This window comes from Pseudomonas sp. BS-2016, assembly GCF_001806145.1.
In the GTDB taxonomy this organism is placed as follows: domain Bacteria; phylum Pseudomonadota; class Gammaproteobacteria; order Pseudomonadales; family Pseudomonadaceae; genus Aquipseudomonas; species Aquipseudomonas lundensis.
The window spans coordinates 1-13966 of sequence record NZ_MLCT01000043.1 but is presented as its reverse complement, the minus strand read 5'-3'; the positions used below and the strand labels follow the sequence as shown (position 1 = coordinate 13966).

Annotated in this window: 13 protein-coding genes and 1 pseudogene; 9 read left to right on the top strand and 5 right to left on the bottom strand. The window is 61.5% G+C overall.

What is annotated here, in order from left to right:
- Together BKD70_RS22030 and BKD70_RS22025 are read right to left on the bottom strand one after the other, a co-directional pair.
- Window positions 1–827, bottom strand: an 827-nt coding sequence (locus BKD70_RS22030) for an amidase family protein (RefSeq protein WP_371914016.1), incomplete at its 3' end; no start/stop codon positions are given.
- A gap of 42 nt (window positions 828–869) precedes the next feature.
- Complete coding sequence (locus BKD70_RS22025) at window positions 870–2342, bottom strand: coniferyl aldehyde dehydrogenase (RefSeq protein ID WP_256543179.1); 1473 nt, start codon at window positions 2340–2342, stop codon at window positions 870–872.
- Window positions 2343–2488: 146 nt separating this feature from the next.
- Between BKD70_RS22025 and BKD70_RS22020 the strand changes: the two genes are divergently transcribed.
- From BKD70_RS22020 to BKD70_RS21995, 6 genes are all read left to right on the top strand, one after another.
- Complete coding sequence (locus BKD70_RS22020; RefSeq protein ID WP_047274627.1) at window positions 2489–3469, top strand: flavin reductase family protein; 981 nt, start codon at window positions 2489–2491, stop codon at window positions 3467–3469.
- A 50-nt stretch (window positions 3470–3519) separates the two neighbouring features.
- A complete protein-coding gene (locus BKD70_RS22015) occupies window positions 3520–4293 on the top strand; it encodes a glucose 1-dehydrogenase (RefSeq protein WP_047274628.1) in 774 nt (257 codons plus the stop codon).
- A gap of 66 nt (window positions 4294–4359) precedes the next feature.
- Window positions 4360–5151, top strand: coding sequence for a fumarylacetoacetate hydrolase family protein (locus BKD70_RS22010; RefSeq protein WP_047274629.1), 792 nt, complete (start codon window positions 4360–4362; stop codon window positions 5149–5151).
- 22 nt (window positions 5152–5173) lie between these two features.
- The gene (locus BKD70_RS22005; RefSeq protein WP_047274643.1) at window positions 5174–6103 is read left to right on the top strand and encodes an acetaldehyde dehydrogenase (acetylating); all 930 of its coding nucleotides are present in this window, start codon (window positions 5174–5176) and stop codon (window positions 6101–6103) included.
- 10 nt (window positions 6104–6113) lie between these two features.
- Window positions 6114–7136, top strand: a complete 1023-nt coding sequence (gene dmpG / locus BKD70_RS22000; protein WP_047274630.1) for a 4-hydroxy-2-oxovalerate aldolase — start codon at window positions 6114–6116, stop codon at window positions 7134–7136.
- 54 nt (window positions 7137–7190) lie between these two features.
- Entirely contained in the window at window positions 7191–8504 is a 1314-nt protein-coding gene (locus BKD70_RS21995) for an MFS transporter (protein ID WP_047274631.1), read from the top strand.
- Here the strand turns inward: BKD70_RS21995 and BKD70_RS21990 are convergent, their stop codons facing one another.
- Together BKD70_RS21990 and BKD70_RS21985 are read right to left on the bottom strand one after the other, a co-directional pair.
- On the bottom strand, window positions 8505–9587 hold the full coding sequence (locus BKD70_RS21990) for a nitronate monooxygenase family protein (protein ID WP_047274632.1): 1083 nt from the start codon (window positions 9585–9587) through the stop codon (window positions 8505–8507).
- A 124-nt stretch (window positions 9588–9711) separates the two neighbouring features.
- Complete coding sequence (locus BKD70_RS21985; RefSeq protein ID WP_047274633.1) at window positions 9712–11280, bottom strand: murein L,D-transpeptidase; 1569 nt, start codon at window positions 11278–11280, stop codon at window positions 9712–9714.
- 126 nt (window positions 11281–11406) lie between these two features.
- Between BKD70_RS21985 and BKD70_RS21980 the strand changes: the two genes are divergently transcribed.
- The 3 genes from BKD70_RS21980 (at window position 11407) to BKD70_RS24880 (ending at window position 13337) form a co-directional block, all read left to right on the top strand.
- The gene (locus BKD70_RS21980; RefSeq protein ID WP_047274634.1) at window positions 11407–12120 is read left to right on the top strand and encodes a murein L,D-transpeptidase catalytic domain family protein; all 714 of its coding nucleotides are present in this window, start codon (window positions 11407–11409) and stop codon (window positions 12118–12120) included.
- 130 nt (window positions 12121–12250) lie between these two features.
- Complete coding sequence (locus BKD70_RS21975; protein WP_047274635.1) at window positions 12251–12523, top strand: hypothetical protein; 273 nt, start codon at window positions 12251–12253, stop codon at window positions 12521–12523.
- A 379-nt stretch (window positions 12524–12902) separates the two neighbouring features.
- Window positions 12903–13337: a hypothetical protein gene (locus tag BKD70_RS24880; RefSeq protein ID WP_139047506.1), complete on the top strand. Its 435-nt coding sequence runs from the start codon at window positions 12903–12905 to the stop codon at window positions 13335–13337.
- 14 nt (window positions 13338–13351) lie between these two features.
- On the opposite strand, the pseudogene BKD70_RS21970 reads toward BKD70_RS24880, so the two are convergent.
- Window positions 13352–13966, bottom strand: a pseudogene (locus BKD70_RS21970) (IS5 family transposase); the annotation flags it as partial.

Here is a 13966-nt window from a genome sequence, read left to right as displayed (position 1 = left end):
GCCATGTCCCGCACGTTTCGCGACACCACATTGCCGACGCTGGCCCCGAACCAACCTTCGAACTTGCCGGGGCCGCTGGGGGTGCGGTAACGGCCGGGCTTGAGGCCTACCAGCCCGCAATAGGAGGCCGGGATGCGAATCGAACCGCCACCGTCCGTGGCATGGGCGACGGGCACAATCCCGGCCGCTACGGCTGCGGCCGCACCGCCGGAGGAACCCCCGGCACTCATGGCCAGATTCCACGGGTTGCAGGTTTGCCCCCACAGCAGGGATTCGGTGGTCGTGGTCAAGCCGAACTCCGGGCAGGTGGTCTTGCCGAACGGCACCGCCCCCGCGGCTTGATAACGGGCAATCAGGGTACTGGTATGCGGCGCGGCAGCGGCGTCTTTGAACAGACGGCAGCCATGGGTGGTGGGCGTGCCTTGCAGGTAGGTATTGAGGTCCTTGATCAGAATCGGCACCCCGGCCAGGCTGCCGGAGGTTGACGTGGCGCTGGCCTCACGCGCTTTGAGCAACGCCTGCGCGTAGTCGTCATGGCGCAGGTTGACCGCCTTGACCCTGGGGTTGACGGCATCGCAACGGGCCATGGCCGCTGCCAGTAACGCCTGCGGGCTGACCTCGCCCTGACGCACGGCCTGCGCCATGCGCCAGGCGTCCATCTGCACATAATCGGCCTGGGACAACGCGGGGCTGTCAGCCGCTTGGGCAAAGCGCCCCAGCAACCCGGCCCCCACTGCCACGGCCCCGGCCTTGAGTACGTGGCGGCGCGGCCAGCCGACAGCGGTTGGCAGTTCGTCAGTGAGCACAGGCGTCTCTTGCACAGTCATTCTCCGAATTTATTGTTGTTTTCAGGGCCGAGCGCGCGACCATCAATCGGCCGTGACCATCGATTGCATCGTCGGCAAAAAGTGCTCGCCATAGGGCGGCAACAAGCCCCACTCGCGACGCGGATCATGGGCAGGTGCCTTGAACACCGTGCGCATGTGGCTGAATTCGAGAAAACCCTCGCGGCCGTGATAATGCCCCATGCCGGACGCGCCAATGCCACCGAAAGGCGCATCGTGCAGGGCGGCGTGCATCATCACGTCATTGATCGTCACCCCGCCGGAATGGGTGTGTTGCAGCACGTAGCGCTGTTCCTCTTCGTTTTGGCCGAAGTAATACAAGGCCAATGGCCGCTCACGGCTGTGAATGTCGGCCAGCGCCTCGTCGAGCTGCACGTACGGCAGCACCACCAGCGCCGGGCCAAAGATTTCTTCGTGCAGGATCTGGCTGTCGCGGGGTGGATTGACCACCACCTGCAGCGGCCGTCGGCGCTGCTGCTCATCCACTGCCAGCGGCTGCGGATAGCTTTCGATGCGGGCGCCGCGATCTCGGGCGTCCTGCACGTAGCCTTCGACCCGCTGCAAGTGCCGGGCGTTAATCACCGCCACCACGTCCGGGTTGTCTTCGATGCGCGAGAACAGCTCACCGTAAGCGGTGCGCAGCGCTCCCAGAAAATCGTCCAGCAACCCCTGCGGCACGTACACCACATCGGGGTTGATGCAAATCTGCCCGCCGTTATTGGCCTTGGCGGCGGCAATGCTGAACGCCGCTTTGGCCAGATCGGCGGTGCGCGAGATGATCACCGGCGATTTACCGCCCAACTCCAGCGTCAGCGGCACCAGATTCAAGGCTGCGTTGCGCATCACCGAGCGCGCCACGGCCGTGCTGCCGGTGAACACCAGATGATCGAACGGCTGCGAGGTGAAGACCTGCGCCAACTCGGCATCCCCGTTGACCACCGCCACTTCAAGGGGATCGAACAGCTCGGCAAACGCTTGCGCCACCACGGCGGCGGTGCGCGGCACCACCTCGGACGGTTTGAGAATGGCCCGATTACCCGCCGCCAGCACACACGCCAACGGGCTGAGCAAGGTAAAGAGTGGCGCATTCCAGGTGCCGATGATGCCGACGCTGCCCTTGGGCTGGTGCATGACCCACGCCTTGGCGCCCAACTGGTCATAGGGTGAAAACACCTCGCGCGGCTCGTCTTGCATCCAGTGCTCAAGGTGGTCGCGGGCGTACTTGAGTGAGGCCAGCGAACCGATCACGTCGTTCATCAGCGAGAACCCTTGCGGGCGCCCGCCAAAGTCCGCGTCCATGGCGTCCACCAGCGGCTGCTGATAACGCACCAGCAACTCGATCACCCGTTGCAGGCGTTCGCGACGCTGTTGGGCGCTGACCGGGCCATGGGCGACAAACGCGGCTTTTTGTGCCTGTAGCAACTGCGGCAGTTGCTCGGGAGTGATCTGAGTGAACGTCATGGGCGAGTCCTGTGAAAGAGGCTGCGGGTGGGTCAATGCCTCGGAAACTAGCCAATCGGGGCGCCCGACGCCTCGTCCGATCGGACGATAATCGGCCGCCTTCGTTAGTCCGTTGAGACGATGTAGCCCGTGGCCTGGCGGCGAATACTGCACGTACGAAAATTCAATCCATGAGGTTCGTCATGGCAATGCAAAGCAGCTTCGACCCGCAGGCATTCCGCACGGCGCTGGGCACGTTCACCACCGGGGTGACGATCATCACCACCCAGGCCCAAGACGGCTCGCCCATCGGTATTACCGCCAACAGCTTCAACTCGGTCTCGCTCAACCCGCCATTGGTGTTGTGGAGCCTGGCCAAGACCGCGCGCAGCCTGCCGGTCTTTACCAGCGGCAAACACTGGAATGTGCACGTGCTCTCCACCGAGCAGGAGCCGCTGTCAGGTCGTTTTGCCATGCAGGGCGAGAACAAGTTCGCGGAAATCCAGCTCGACAACGGCATCAGCGAGGCACCGCTGTTACAGGACTGCACCGCACGTTTTCAGTGCCGCACCGCGTTCCAGTACGAAGGCGGCGACCACGTGATTTTTGTCGGTGAAGTGCTCGCCTTCGATCACAGCGACCGCGCACCGCTGGCGTTCCAGAGCGGGCAGTACGCGCTGGCCACGCGCAAACCGCGCAGTGAATTGCGCCTGGCCACCACCCCGCCGCCCCCCGAGTGCAGCTACACCGAAGATTTGCTCGGGTACTTGCTCGGCCGTGCGCACTACCAATTGCTGGATGCGCTGCACCGCTTGCTGAGCAATCAGCAACTGGACGAGCACGCGTTTTTCATCCTCTCGGTGCTGTGCATCCGCGACAACCTGAGCCTGTCGGAGATCAACACCTTCGTCAGCTACACCGGCCACGTCGTGACGGCCGCCAGCATGCGTTTTCTGGAGAAACAAAACCTGGTGGCCGTCGAGGGCAGTCACCAGGCGCCGCGTTATGTGCTGACCGCCACGGGCCGCGAGACCTCGTTGCAACAATTGGCGCTGGCCAAGGCGGTCGAAGAAAACCTGTCGGCCAAACTCGGCCCCGGCGACGCGCAAGCCCTGAAGGTGCTGCTCAAGCGCCTGATTGCCGCCAGCGATCCCGGCCTGCCCGACCTGTGGGCGCCACGCTGAGCCGTGTGCAGAATGCACAGGCCTTCGGATAACAAAAACAAGGGATATTCATGGACATCATTCAACGCTTTACCCTCACTGGCAGCGTGGCCGTCATCACCGGCGGCGGGCGTGGTATCGGCCGCGCCATTGCGCTGGCCTATGCCCAGGCAGGTGCCGACGTGGTACTGGCGGCTCGCACCCTGAGCGATGTCGAAGCCGTGGCCGACGCCGTGCGCGACCTGGGGCGACGCGCCCTGGCCGTGCAGTGCGACGTGAATGACGCGGAACAACGCGCCGCCCTGATCACCCGGGCGCGCGAGCACATGGGCCGTATCACTCATCTGGTCAACAACGCCGGAGGCGCCGGGCCCAATGACCCGTTGACCCTGACCGTTGAGCGCTTCGAAGAGATCATGCGTTTCAACGTGTCCTCGGCGTACCACTTGACTCAGCTGTGCGTGCCGCACATGCGCGACGCGGGCGGTGGCAACATCATCAACATCACCTCCGGTGCTGCCCGTTACGCACAAACCCAGTTCAGCGCCTATGGCACCGCCAAAGCCGCCCTGAGCCATATGACGCGCTTGCTGGCACAGGATTTCGCGCCGCAGGTGCGGGTCAACGCGATTGCACCGGGACCAATCCTCACCGATGCCCTGAACCGCGTGCTGCCGGTGCCCATGCGCGAAAGCATGATCAAGGCGACTCCGCTGCACAGCCTCGGCGAACCTGACGACATTGCCGCCGCAGCGCTGTACCTCGCCTCCCCGGCCTCGCGCTGGGTCACCGGGAAAATCCTTGAAGTGGACGGCGGCGCCGAATCGAGCGTGTGGCCGGGCTGAGCCCGCCACCCCCTGCCCAGGTCATCGGGTGTACAGGCCGCGACAACGGGCCCAGAGAGAACATTTATGGACAGCAAACTGATTGAAGCGCTGGGCGATGAGTTGTTTCACGCCCTGCGCGAACGCCGCAGCGTGGCGCCGCTGACGCAACGCTACCCGGGCCTGACGCTGGAAACGGCTTACCACATCTCCCTGCGCTTCTTGCAGCGCCGCCAAGCCTTGGGCGAACAGGTTGTCGGCAAGAAAATCGGGGTAACCAGCCGCGCGGTGCAAGAGATGCTCGACGTGCATCAACCCGATTTCGGCTTTTTGACCGATCGCATGCAGGTCGGTAATGACAGTGACGTGAGTTTTGAAACCCACCGGTTAGTGCAACCCCGGGCCGAAGGCGAAATTGCCTTCATGCTCGGGCAAGACCTGCACGGGCCGGGCATCACCGCTGATGACGTAATGGCCGCCACGCACTGGGTCGCGCCGTGCTTTGAAATCGTCGATTCACGCATTGTCGACTGGAACATCCGCATTCAGGACACCGTGGCCGACAACGCGTCGTGCGGGGTCTTCGCGCTGGGGGATGAACGCATTAACCCCCGGGAGCTGGACTTGTCCAAGGTGCAATTGAACTTGCGCAAAAACGGTCAGCCCGCAGGCCAGGGCCTGGGGTCTGCGGTTCAGGGCCATCCCTGTGAAGCCGTGGCGTGGCTGGCCAATACGCTGGGTCAGTTCGACATCCCGTTTCGCAAAGGCGAAATCATTCTTTCCGGCGCCCTGGCACCGCTGGTGCCCGTGCTGCCGGGGGATGACGTCAGCCTGACCCTCAGCGGGCTGGGCAGCGCCCGCCTGCGTTTTGTGTCCTGAACCTGTGATCGAGAGCTCAATGATGACCAAAAAGATCAAATGTGCCCTGATCGGGCCCGGCAACATCGGCACCGACCTGCTTTACAAACTGTTGCGCAGCGAGGTGTTGGAACCGGTGTGGATGGTGGGCATCGACGCCACGTCCGAGGGGTTGGTGCGGGCCCGGGACATGGGGCTCAACACCACCAGTGACGGCGTGGATGGCCTGTTACCCCATGTGCTGAGCGACAACATCCAGATTGCCTTCGATGCGACCTCGGCCTACGTGCATGCCGAAAACAGCCGCAAGCTCAATGAGCTGGGCGTGCTGATGATCGACCTCACCCCGGCCGCCATCGGCCCCTACTGCGTGCCGCCGGTCAACCTGGCGGCCAACCTCGAACGCGGCGCGATGAACGTCAACATGGTGACCTGCGGCGGGCAAGCGACGATCCCGCTGGTGGCAGCGGTGTCCAGCGTCCAGCCCGTGGCCTATGCCGAAATTGTCGCCACGGCAGCCTCCAAGTCCGTAGGCCCCGGCACGCGCAAAAACATTGACGAATTTACCCGCACCACCGCCCGCGCCATCGAGCAGGTGGGCGGTGCCAAAAAAGGCAAGGCCATCATCATTGTCAACCCGGCCGAGCCCCCGCTGATCATGCGCGACACGGTGCATTGCCTGACCGAGACCGAACCGGACCAGGCCGCGATCAGCCAGGCCATTGCCCAGATGATTACCCAGGTGCAGCAGTACGTACCGGGTTACAAACTGGTCAACGGGCCGGTGTTTGACGGCAACCGGGTGTCGATCTTTATGGAGGTCGAAGGCTTGGGCGACTTCTTGCCCACGTACGCTGGCAACCTCGACATCATGACGGCAGCGGCGGCGCGAACCGCAGAGATGTTTGCCGAGCAACTCCTCAAGGGCGACCTGCAACTGCACGCCCACGCCCCGCAACCCGCCCTCGTTTAAGGAGCCGACCATGGACCTTCGCGGCAAAAAAATCACCGTGCATGACATGTGCCTGCGCGACGGCATGCACCCCAAGCGTCATCAGATCAGCCTGCAACAGATGAAAGACATTGCCTGCGGCCTCGACGCTGCGGGGGTGCCGCTGATTGAAGTGACCCACGGCGACGGCCTGGGCGGCAGTTCGGTCAATTATGGTTTCCCGGCCCACACCGATGAGCAGTACCTGTCGGCCGTGATCCCGATGATGAAAAACGCCAGGGTCTCGGCGCTGTTGCTGCCCGGCATCGGCACCGTGGACCACTTGCAAATGGCCCATGAGCTGGGGGTTAACACGATTCGGGTCGCGACTCATTGCACCGAAGCCGACGTGTCGGAACAGCACATTGCCTATGCCCGCAAACTGGGCATGGACACCGTCGGGTTCCTGATGATGGCGCACATGAACAGCCCTGAAGGGTTGGTCAAGCAAGGCAAGCTGATGGAAAGCTTTGGCGCCAATTGCGTGTACCTCACTGACTCTGCCGGTTACATGCTGCCCCACGACATCAGTGCCCGCGTGAGTGCCTTGCGCGCCGCCCTGCACCCGGACACCGAGATCGGCTTTCATGGCCACCACAATTTGTCGATGGGGGTGTCCAATTCCATCGCTGCCATCGCCGCCGGCGCCACGCGGATTGACGCAGCGGCGGCCGGGCTTGGCGCAGGCGCAGGCAATACGCCCATGGAAATTCTGGTGGCGGTGTGTGATCGCATGGGCATCGAGACCGGCGTCAGCGTGTTCGGCATACAGGACGTGGCCGAAGACTTGGTGGTGCCGATCATGGACTTCCCGATTCGCAGCGACCGCGACGCGCTGACCATGGGTTACGCCGGGGTGTATGGATCGTTTTTGCTGTTTGCCAAACGCGCCGAGAAAAAGTATGGCGTGCCTGCCCGGGAGATTCTGGTGGAAATGGGGCGTCGCGGCATGGTCGGCGGTCAGGAGGACATGATCGAAGACACGGCCATGACCCTGGCCCGTCAACGCGCCTGAGCCCTTCAGGGGTTGCCGGCGCTTACGGTGTGTTCAGCGGACAGAGAATCGACAATGCCCAACGCCCATGTCGGCTGGCGCAGCCATGGCCTGCTGTTATTACTGGCCGCCATCTTCGCTGACAACTTTGTCGGGCGGCAGATTCTGGCGGTCATGATTGAACCGGTCAAACGCGAGTTCGGCGTGGGTGACACCGCGCTGGGCCTGATATCGGGCCTGGCGTTTGCCGGTGTGTATGCCCTGCTCGGCCTGCCCGCCGGGCGTCTGGCCGATCGCATGTCGCGCACCCGCCTGCTGGCCGTGGCGTGTCTGTTGTGGGCGATCGCAACCATGGCCTGCGGGCTGGCGGTGAGCTTCTGGATGCTGGCACTGGCGCGCATGGCGGTAGCGGTGAGCGAGTCACCCACCACGTCCGCATCCATGTCGATCATTGCCGACCTCTACCCGCCCCACCGCCGCTCCTTTGCGATCAGCTGTTTTACCGCGGCGCCGACCTTTTCGGCGGTGATCGGGCTCAGTTTGGGCGCGTGGGTGGTTGAACACTATGGCTGGCGCACCGCGTTTATCGCCATTGGCCTGCCAGCGCTGCTGTTCTCAACCGTGCTGGCGTTTGTGGTCAAAGACCCGGCTCGCGGGCGCTGGGACCTGGCCGGTGTGCACGCCGCTCATCCGTTGCAAAGTTTAGGCGGGGAAGCACGCGCGTTATGGGCCATTCCCGCCTACCGCTGCCTGATCCTGGCGGGCGGTTTGTGCACCCTGAGTGCGTACGCCATTGGCATGTGGAACACCAGTTTTCTGGTGCGCTCCCACGGTTTGTCGCTGCAACATGCGGGGTTGTTGGCCGGTGTGATTGGTGGCGGTGTTGCGGGCATCGGCGCGCTGTTCAGCGGTTGGCTGAGTGACCGCCTGACGCCACGCAACCCGCACTGGCAGGTGAGCATCCCGATCATCGGGCACGTCGCGGCGCTGGCGGCGTTGGTGGCGTATTTGTTGTGGCCGGACACCGTGTTGGTGCAACTGGGGAGCCTGCCGGTCCCCGGGGCCATGCTGTGGTGCGCGCTTTACAGTTTTTTTGCCGTGTGGTGGGTGGCGCCGTCATACAACCTGGTGACGCAACTGGTGCCCGCCAGCCGACGCGGCACGGCCATGGCCTTGCAGACCATTGTGTCGACCTTGCTGGGTATTGGCGCCGGCCCGCTGCTGGCCGGGTTGCTCAGTGATGCGTTGCAGCCGGCGTTTGGCCTTGAGTCACTGCGTTACAGTTTGTTGCTGGTGAGTGTGCCAGTGCTCGGTTCGATCGGTTTGCTGATTCGCGCCGCAGGTCATGTGGCGCAAACCCGCTACCGTGCCCAGCCGCACAGCGCCTGATCAAACTGGACGGCGGGCCGCGTAATCGTCGACCAGTCTTTTCGTGAGCTCATAGGACGACAGGTCGGCAGCGCGCCCCGGACTCAAAGTAAATGCCTGGCCGGCCCACAGGTTGATGAAATCCCCCGAGCCCTGGGGTTCGGTTTTGGCCTTGAGCGGCAACAGAACCCCGCCTGCCAGTGGAAAGGCCGGGGCCTGAGGATGCATCGGGCCCATCTCGCGCATCACCCGATTGACGATGCCGCGCGCAGGCCGCCCGGTGAACAGATTGGTCAACGCGGTCTGGCTCGACGTGGCTTCACGCAACGCCCGCCGATGGGGGTGAGTCACTGTGGCTTGCGGGCAAAACAGGTAGGCCGTACCGATTTGCACCGCGCTCGCCCCCAAGGCAAACGCTGCTGCAATCCCGCGCGCATCAGCAATGCCCCCGGCGGCGATTACCGGGACCGAAACCGCATCGACGATCTGCGGCACCAGGGCGAACGTGCCGATCTGGGTGGTCAGTTCATCGCTCAAAAACATTGCCCGGTGGCCACCGGCTTCGTACCCCATGGCAATGATCGCGTCGCAGCCATGGCGTTCGAGCCACTGCGCTTCCTCGACCGTGGTGGCGGAGCTCAGTATTTTGGCGCCGCATGCTTTGACCCGCGCCACCAGCGCCGGTGCGGGCAAGCCGAAGTGGAAGCTGACAATTTCCGGTCGCAACTGCTCGACGAGGGCGCAGGTGGCGTCGTCAAACGGCGCACGGCTGGACACGGGTGTGGGCGCATCGAAGTCGGCGCCGAGTTCGTCGTAGTACCCCTTGAACAGCGTCTTCCACTGCTGAGCCCGTTGGGCATCGGCAACAGGCGTCACATGGCAGAAGAAGTTGAGGTTCAAGGGCTTGTCGCATGCGTCACGAAAGGCTGCGACTTCGCTGCGAATCGTCGCCAGATCCAGGGTGGCACAGGCCAGTGAACCCAAACCGCCCGCCTTCGCCACACCGATCATCACGTCGGCACCCGCCCCCAACATCGGGGCTTGAATCAGGGGGGCGGCAATGCCTGCCAAGTCGATGAAGCGTGTGTCCGGCCAGCCGTTCATGCGGTTATCTCTTGGGGAAAATAGGGGGGGGGCCATAGTAAAGCGGGCGTTCAGGGCGTCACAAGGGTGAGCCGTCCTCGATAAAGGGGTGCATGCCACCCCTTATTGAACCCTGCAGGCGATTTCAGTCGGCTTTTGACTTGCTCGCCAGTGCCGCGATCAACCCAGGATCGTGATCGTAAACATCCGGCGCATACGTGATCTTGCCGTCTTTGTCGGCCTGGGCCGTCCAGTACGTCATCAAGATCGGCATCGGCTGTTCCAGCCGGAACTCATGGGTGCGCCCCGTGCTGAGCAATTCTTCAGTACGGGCTTTTTCGGCAGGGTTGACCAGCCAGTCCCGCAGTTCGAACGCCGACTCCACCCTTACACACCCAGAACTGAAGGCCCGCGGTGCCTTGCTGAACAGCGCCTGGCTGGGGGTGTCGTGCAAATACACGGCGAACGGATTGGGGAAACGCACCACGATCTTGCCCAACGGATTGCGCGGACCTGCGCCCTGGCGCAGCAGGATGTTGCCCGGACGCTCCCAGTTCACCTCTTGTGGTGAAAGCTGCCGACCGCTGCTGTCGAGCACTTGCAGGTCATGACGCGCCAGGTACGACTGATCGCGGCGAATTTGCGGCAGTTTGTCTTGCTTGAAAATGGTCGGCGGGATGGTCCAGGTGGGGTTGAGGGTCAAGCGGGTGACGCGGGATTTGAGCAGTGGTGTTTGCCGGTCGGGCCTGCCCACCTGCGTGCGGGTTTGCCAGACCGGCACGCCATTTTGATAGACCATCAGCAACGCGGCCGGCACGTTGACCAGCAGGCTGGTGGGTTCGAAGTCCTGCGCCATCCAGCGAAATCGTTCCAGGTTAATGCGCAATTGATCCCGGCGCGCCTGCGCACTGACGTTCATCTCTTTCAGCGTACCCGGCCCGATGACACCATCGGCTTGCAGTGAATGATCCAGCTGAAAGCTCTTCACGGCGGCGGCCAGTTCCGGGCCGTAAGTCGTGTTTGTGGGCTTGGGCAGGTGATCCAGATAGCCCTCGCTCAGCATGCGCTCAGCAAGCACGGGCACCCGCGGGTCCTGCATGCCAGGTTTGAGCAATTGCCCCTGCCCCACTACAGGCCAGTGAGGCAGCGGCCGCACGCGTTCGCGGGCATAGACTTTGCGCAGGTTCTGGTAGCGCTCCAGCGCAGGGCGCGCCTTGTCGAACGCGCTGCGTATGTCCTGCAACCCCGGCCCGGCAATCGCCAGAATCTCGGCCTGTCGGTCCGGCGCTTCATCGCCGGAGTGCCATACAGGCTCGAAACGTGATGGGTTCAGACGACCGAAATGCAGGTCCTGCAAGGCTTGCAGGTATTGGAAACTGGTGTCGATGTCAGCGCACACCCCCTGCTCTTTAGGCAACGGGTAATGCGCCGGGTCCAGCCCATCGTCGGCCAGCGTGGGCAGTTCGGTCTGCAACGCGGCCAGACGGCCGTCCACTGACCACAGCGGCTGATACTGCTGAGTTTGATAAAACGCCTGCAGCCATTGCTGGTCGGCGGGCTTGATCCGCGGGGCCAGCGTGGGGCATTCGCGGGGCAAATCTGTGAGCGCAACCTGAATCATCGTCGCGGGGTCCACAGGCACCTCATCGGCCAGAACGACCAATGGCGCTGCGAGCAAAGCAATGCTCAAGTAACATGCGTGTTTTTTGATCAACTGCTTTACTCCAATCCATGGCCATCATGGTTGATGGATAACCGTAACACCCGTCGGTTTTACACAGGCAAGTAGCTGTCTGGACGGGGCATCTGGAGCCAATACATCAGTGAGAATCCTCGACCTATGCTGACTTTCCTGCGACGGCTTTGTCTGGCCGCCGCGACCCTGGGCACGCTTTGCAGCCCTGCGTTCGCCGCCAGCCCCTCTACACCGGTACTGTTCAACAGCCTCGCCCAGGCAGCACCAGAACTCAATCCCCAAGCACTAAAAAGTGCCATCAGCGCCATGCAATGCGCCGTGAACAATGGCGCCAGTCAGGCACGCCATCTGGCCGTGATTGACTACTCGCAGCCTTCTACAGCGCGCCGACTGTGGATCTTCGACCTGCAAAGCAAACGCTTGGTATTGCGTGACCTGGTGGCCCACGGGCAAAACTCCGGGGAAAACTTCGCCACCCAATTTTCCAATGACGAAGGCAGCTACCAGTCCAGCCTGGGCTTGTTCCGCACCCAGGAAAGCTACAAAGGCACCCATGGCTACTCGTTGCGCATGGATGGCCTTGAGCCCGGCATCAACGACCGGGCACGCGACCGGGCGATTGTGATTCATGCCGCCAGCTACGTGAATCCACTCTGGAGCGAGCGCCAAGGGCGCATCGGCCGCAGCCAGGGCTGCCCAGCGGTTCGCCCACAGGTGGCGCGTAAAGTGGTAGACAAACTCAAGGACGGACAGTTCATGTTCGCCTGGTACCCCGACAAACGCTGGCTGCAGTCCTCGGCTTACCTCAATTGCCAGCCCCGGCTGGTGGCCAGCATCGTTACGGCAAAAGGCAGCTAAAGCACCGGGTCAACCGTTCTCACAGAAATGCCGACCCGAACACTACAGACCTTCCGCTAAGAGACTACGCTACGAGGTGTCATTAACATGGCGCCTCGTAGCGAGGTTCCGCTAGACAAGGAACGCTGTAGTGACATTTCTCTTGAAATTCGAACAGGCCGGTGAAGCCAACGTCGTTAACATTACCGGCATTGAAGACGCCTTGGCATTCGTCACCCGCGCTGATCGCCCCCTCGACAATCCCACCCTGCATTACGTGCCCAGACAAACGTATTGCACCCTGCTTCCCGGCATGAGTGTTGACTGTGTGGCTCAGGAGTTGGACAGCCAATGGGAATGGGCGGCGGACGATCCCCTGCGGATCAATCCCACGCTCAAGCCGAAATACCAAGGCTGCCCCTGAAGTCTGCACGCCCATCGATCGCGGGACCGCCCGGTCTATCCGCGGAGATGCCCTCCTGGCGTTTGGATGCGATCACGGCCCCGGCATCCTCGATTGTAAGCCTCTGACCCACTGATCCCCTTCTTTGCTGAACGCCTTTTGCGGCAAGGCGGGTAAGCTTTCCAGAATGAACCACATGTGGGTGCCAGTAAGGATTAGCGTGAGACGGCACCGCGAAACAATCGCTGTTGCGCGCGCAGGCTCGACAGCAGGTGACGAATACGCACCGCACCCAAAACAAACAGTGCCCCTATAGTTTTATTTCGGATAAATGGTAGTGTTACCTGTCATTAATGACAGTTCCCCTATTAGCAATAACGCTCTAAAGTCCATAAGGATCATGTTCGAAACTTCGGAGCAAAATAAAATGATCCCGATTAAAACAATAAAAGCTGATCAAGTAACAATATATGCAAATCAAGAATGGCAGGCGACTCAATACTGCTTAATAAAAGGCGTAAGAAAATCTATAAGCATAGGGGATGCAGGTGGGGAATGGAGTTACAACAAATCAGATCCCTCGGCATCTTGCTCCCTAAAGGGAAATAAGTACGATCCAGTAGCAGGCAATAAAAATTCCCCCTTCCATGGAGAAGGGGCGTTGGCAGGACAACTCATTGCAAAAATTGGTAACGAAGAGCCATTTCCTGTAGCCGATTGCGGTGCAGTAAAAGGAATCGATAGAGACGGGATATTATACTTTCGCATAAACGACGGCGATGTCTCAGACAATATCGGCTCGCTATCTGTCTATTTAAGTTATAGCGAGTATTAGATTTTGTACAAAAATTAATCTCGTAAACACCGCATAGCACAGGCCAACGAAACCATCGCCCCATAACTTTTCGCAAGTTTGTCGAAGCGTGTGACGATGCGGTGGTTCTCCTTCAGCCAGCCAAACATACGCTCGATGATATTGCGCTGTCGGTACTTGGGACGATCAAACAGTCTCGGTAACCCCGGCTTAGGTTTGCGCTTCATACTGCGCAGAGGAATCACCGGCTGCATCCGATACCGGTCGCAGTAGCGACGCAACGCTTCAGCGTCATAGCCTTTGTCCGCCAGCAACCATCGGCAGCGTTTGCGAGGGCGACCGCGCAAGCTGGGGATGTACGCTTCGTCGAGCAACGGCTGAGCGTAAGCAATGTCACTGGCCTGTCCACCGGATAATAGAAATTTCAGCGGGACACCGTTGGCATCGCACAGCATATGGATTTTGGTGGTCAGGCCGCCCCGGCTGCGCCCGAGCGCGTGATCTTGCGGTTCTTCAGCCCCCCTTTTTTCCCAGCACCAGATGAGGCTCGGGTTGCTCGTACTGCGGTGTAGTCAATCATCCAGGTCTCCAGATCAATTAACCCTTGCTCGTTGAGTTTGATGTGAAGCCGCTTGAGCATCTGGTAAAAM

What these genes read in the sequence shown, in the direction of transcription:
- BKD70_RS22020 (WP_047274627.1), top strand. Translation starts at nt 2,489, where the DNA reads ATGGCAATGCAAAGCAGCTTCGACCCGCAGGCATTCCGCACGGCGCTG.
- BKD70_RS22015 (WP_047274628.1), top strand. Translation starts at nt 3,520, where the DNA reads ATGGACATCATTCAACGCTTTACCCTCACTGGCAGCGTGGCCGTCATC.
- BKD70_RS22010 (WP_047274629.1), top strand. Translation starts at nt 4,360, where the DNA reads ATGGACAGCAAACTGATTGAAGCGCTGGGCGATGAGTTGTTTCACGCC.
- BKD70_RS22005 (WP_047274643.1), top strand. Translation starts at nt 5,174, where the DNA reads ATGACCAAAAAGATCAAATGTGCCCTGATCGGGCCCGGCAACATCGGC.
- dmpG (WP_047274630.1), top strand. Translation starts at nt 6,114, where the DNA reads ATGGACCTTCGCGGCAAAAAAATCACCGTGCATGACATGTGCCTGCGC.
- BKD70_RS21995 (WP_047274631.1), top strand. Translation starts at nt 7,191, where the DNA reads ATGCCCAACGCCCATGTCGGCTGGCGCAGCCATGGCCTGCTGTTATTA.
- BKD70_RS21990 (WP_047274632.1), bottom strand. Translation starts at nt 9,587, where the DNA reads ATGAACGGCTGGCCGGACACACGCTTCATCGACTTGGCAGGCATTGCC.
- BKD70_RS21980 (WP_047274634.1), top strand. Translation starts at nt 11,407, where the DNA reads ATGCTGACTTTCCTGCGACGGCTTTGTCTGGCCGCCGCGACCCTGGGC.
- BKD70_RS24880 (WP_139047506.1), top strand. Translation starts at nt 12,903, where the DNA reads ATGTTCGAAACTTCGGAGCAAAATAAAATGATCCCGATTAAAACAATA.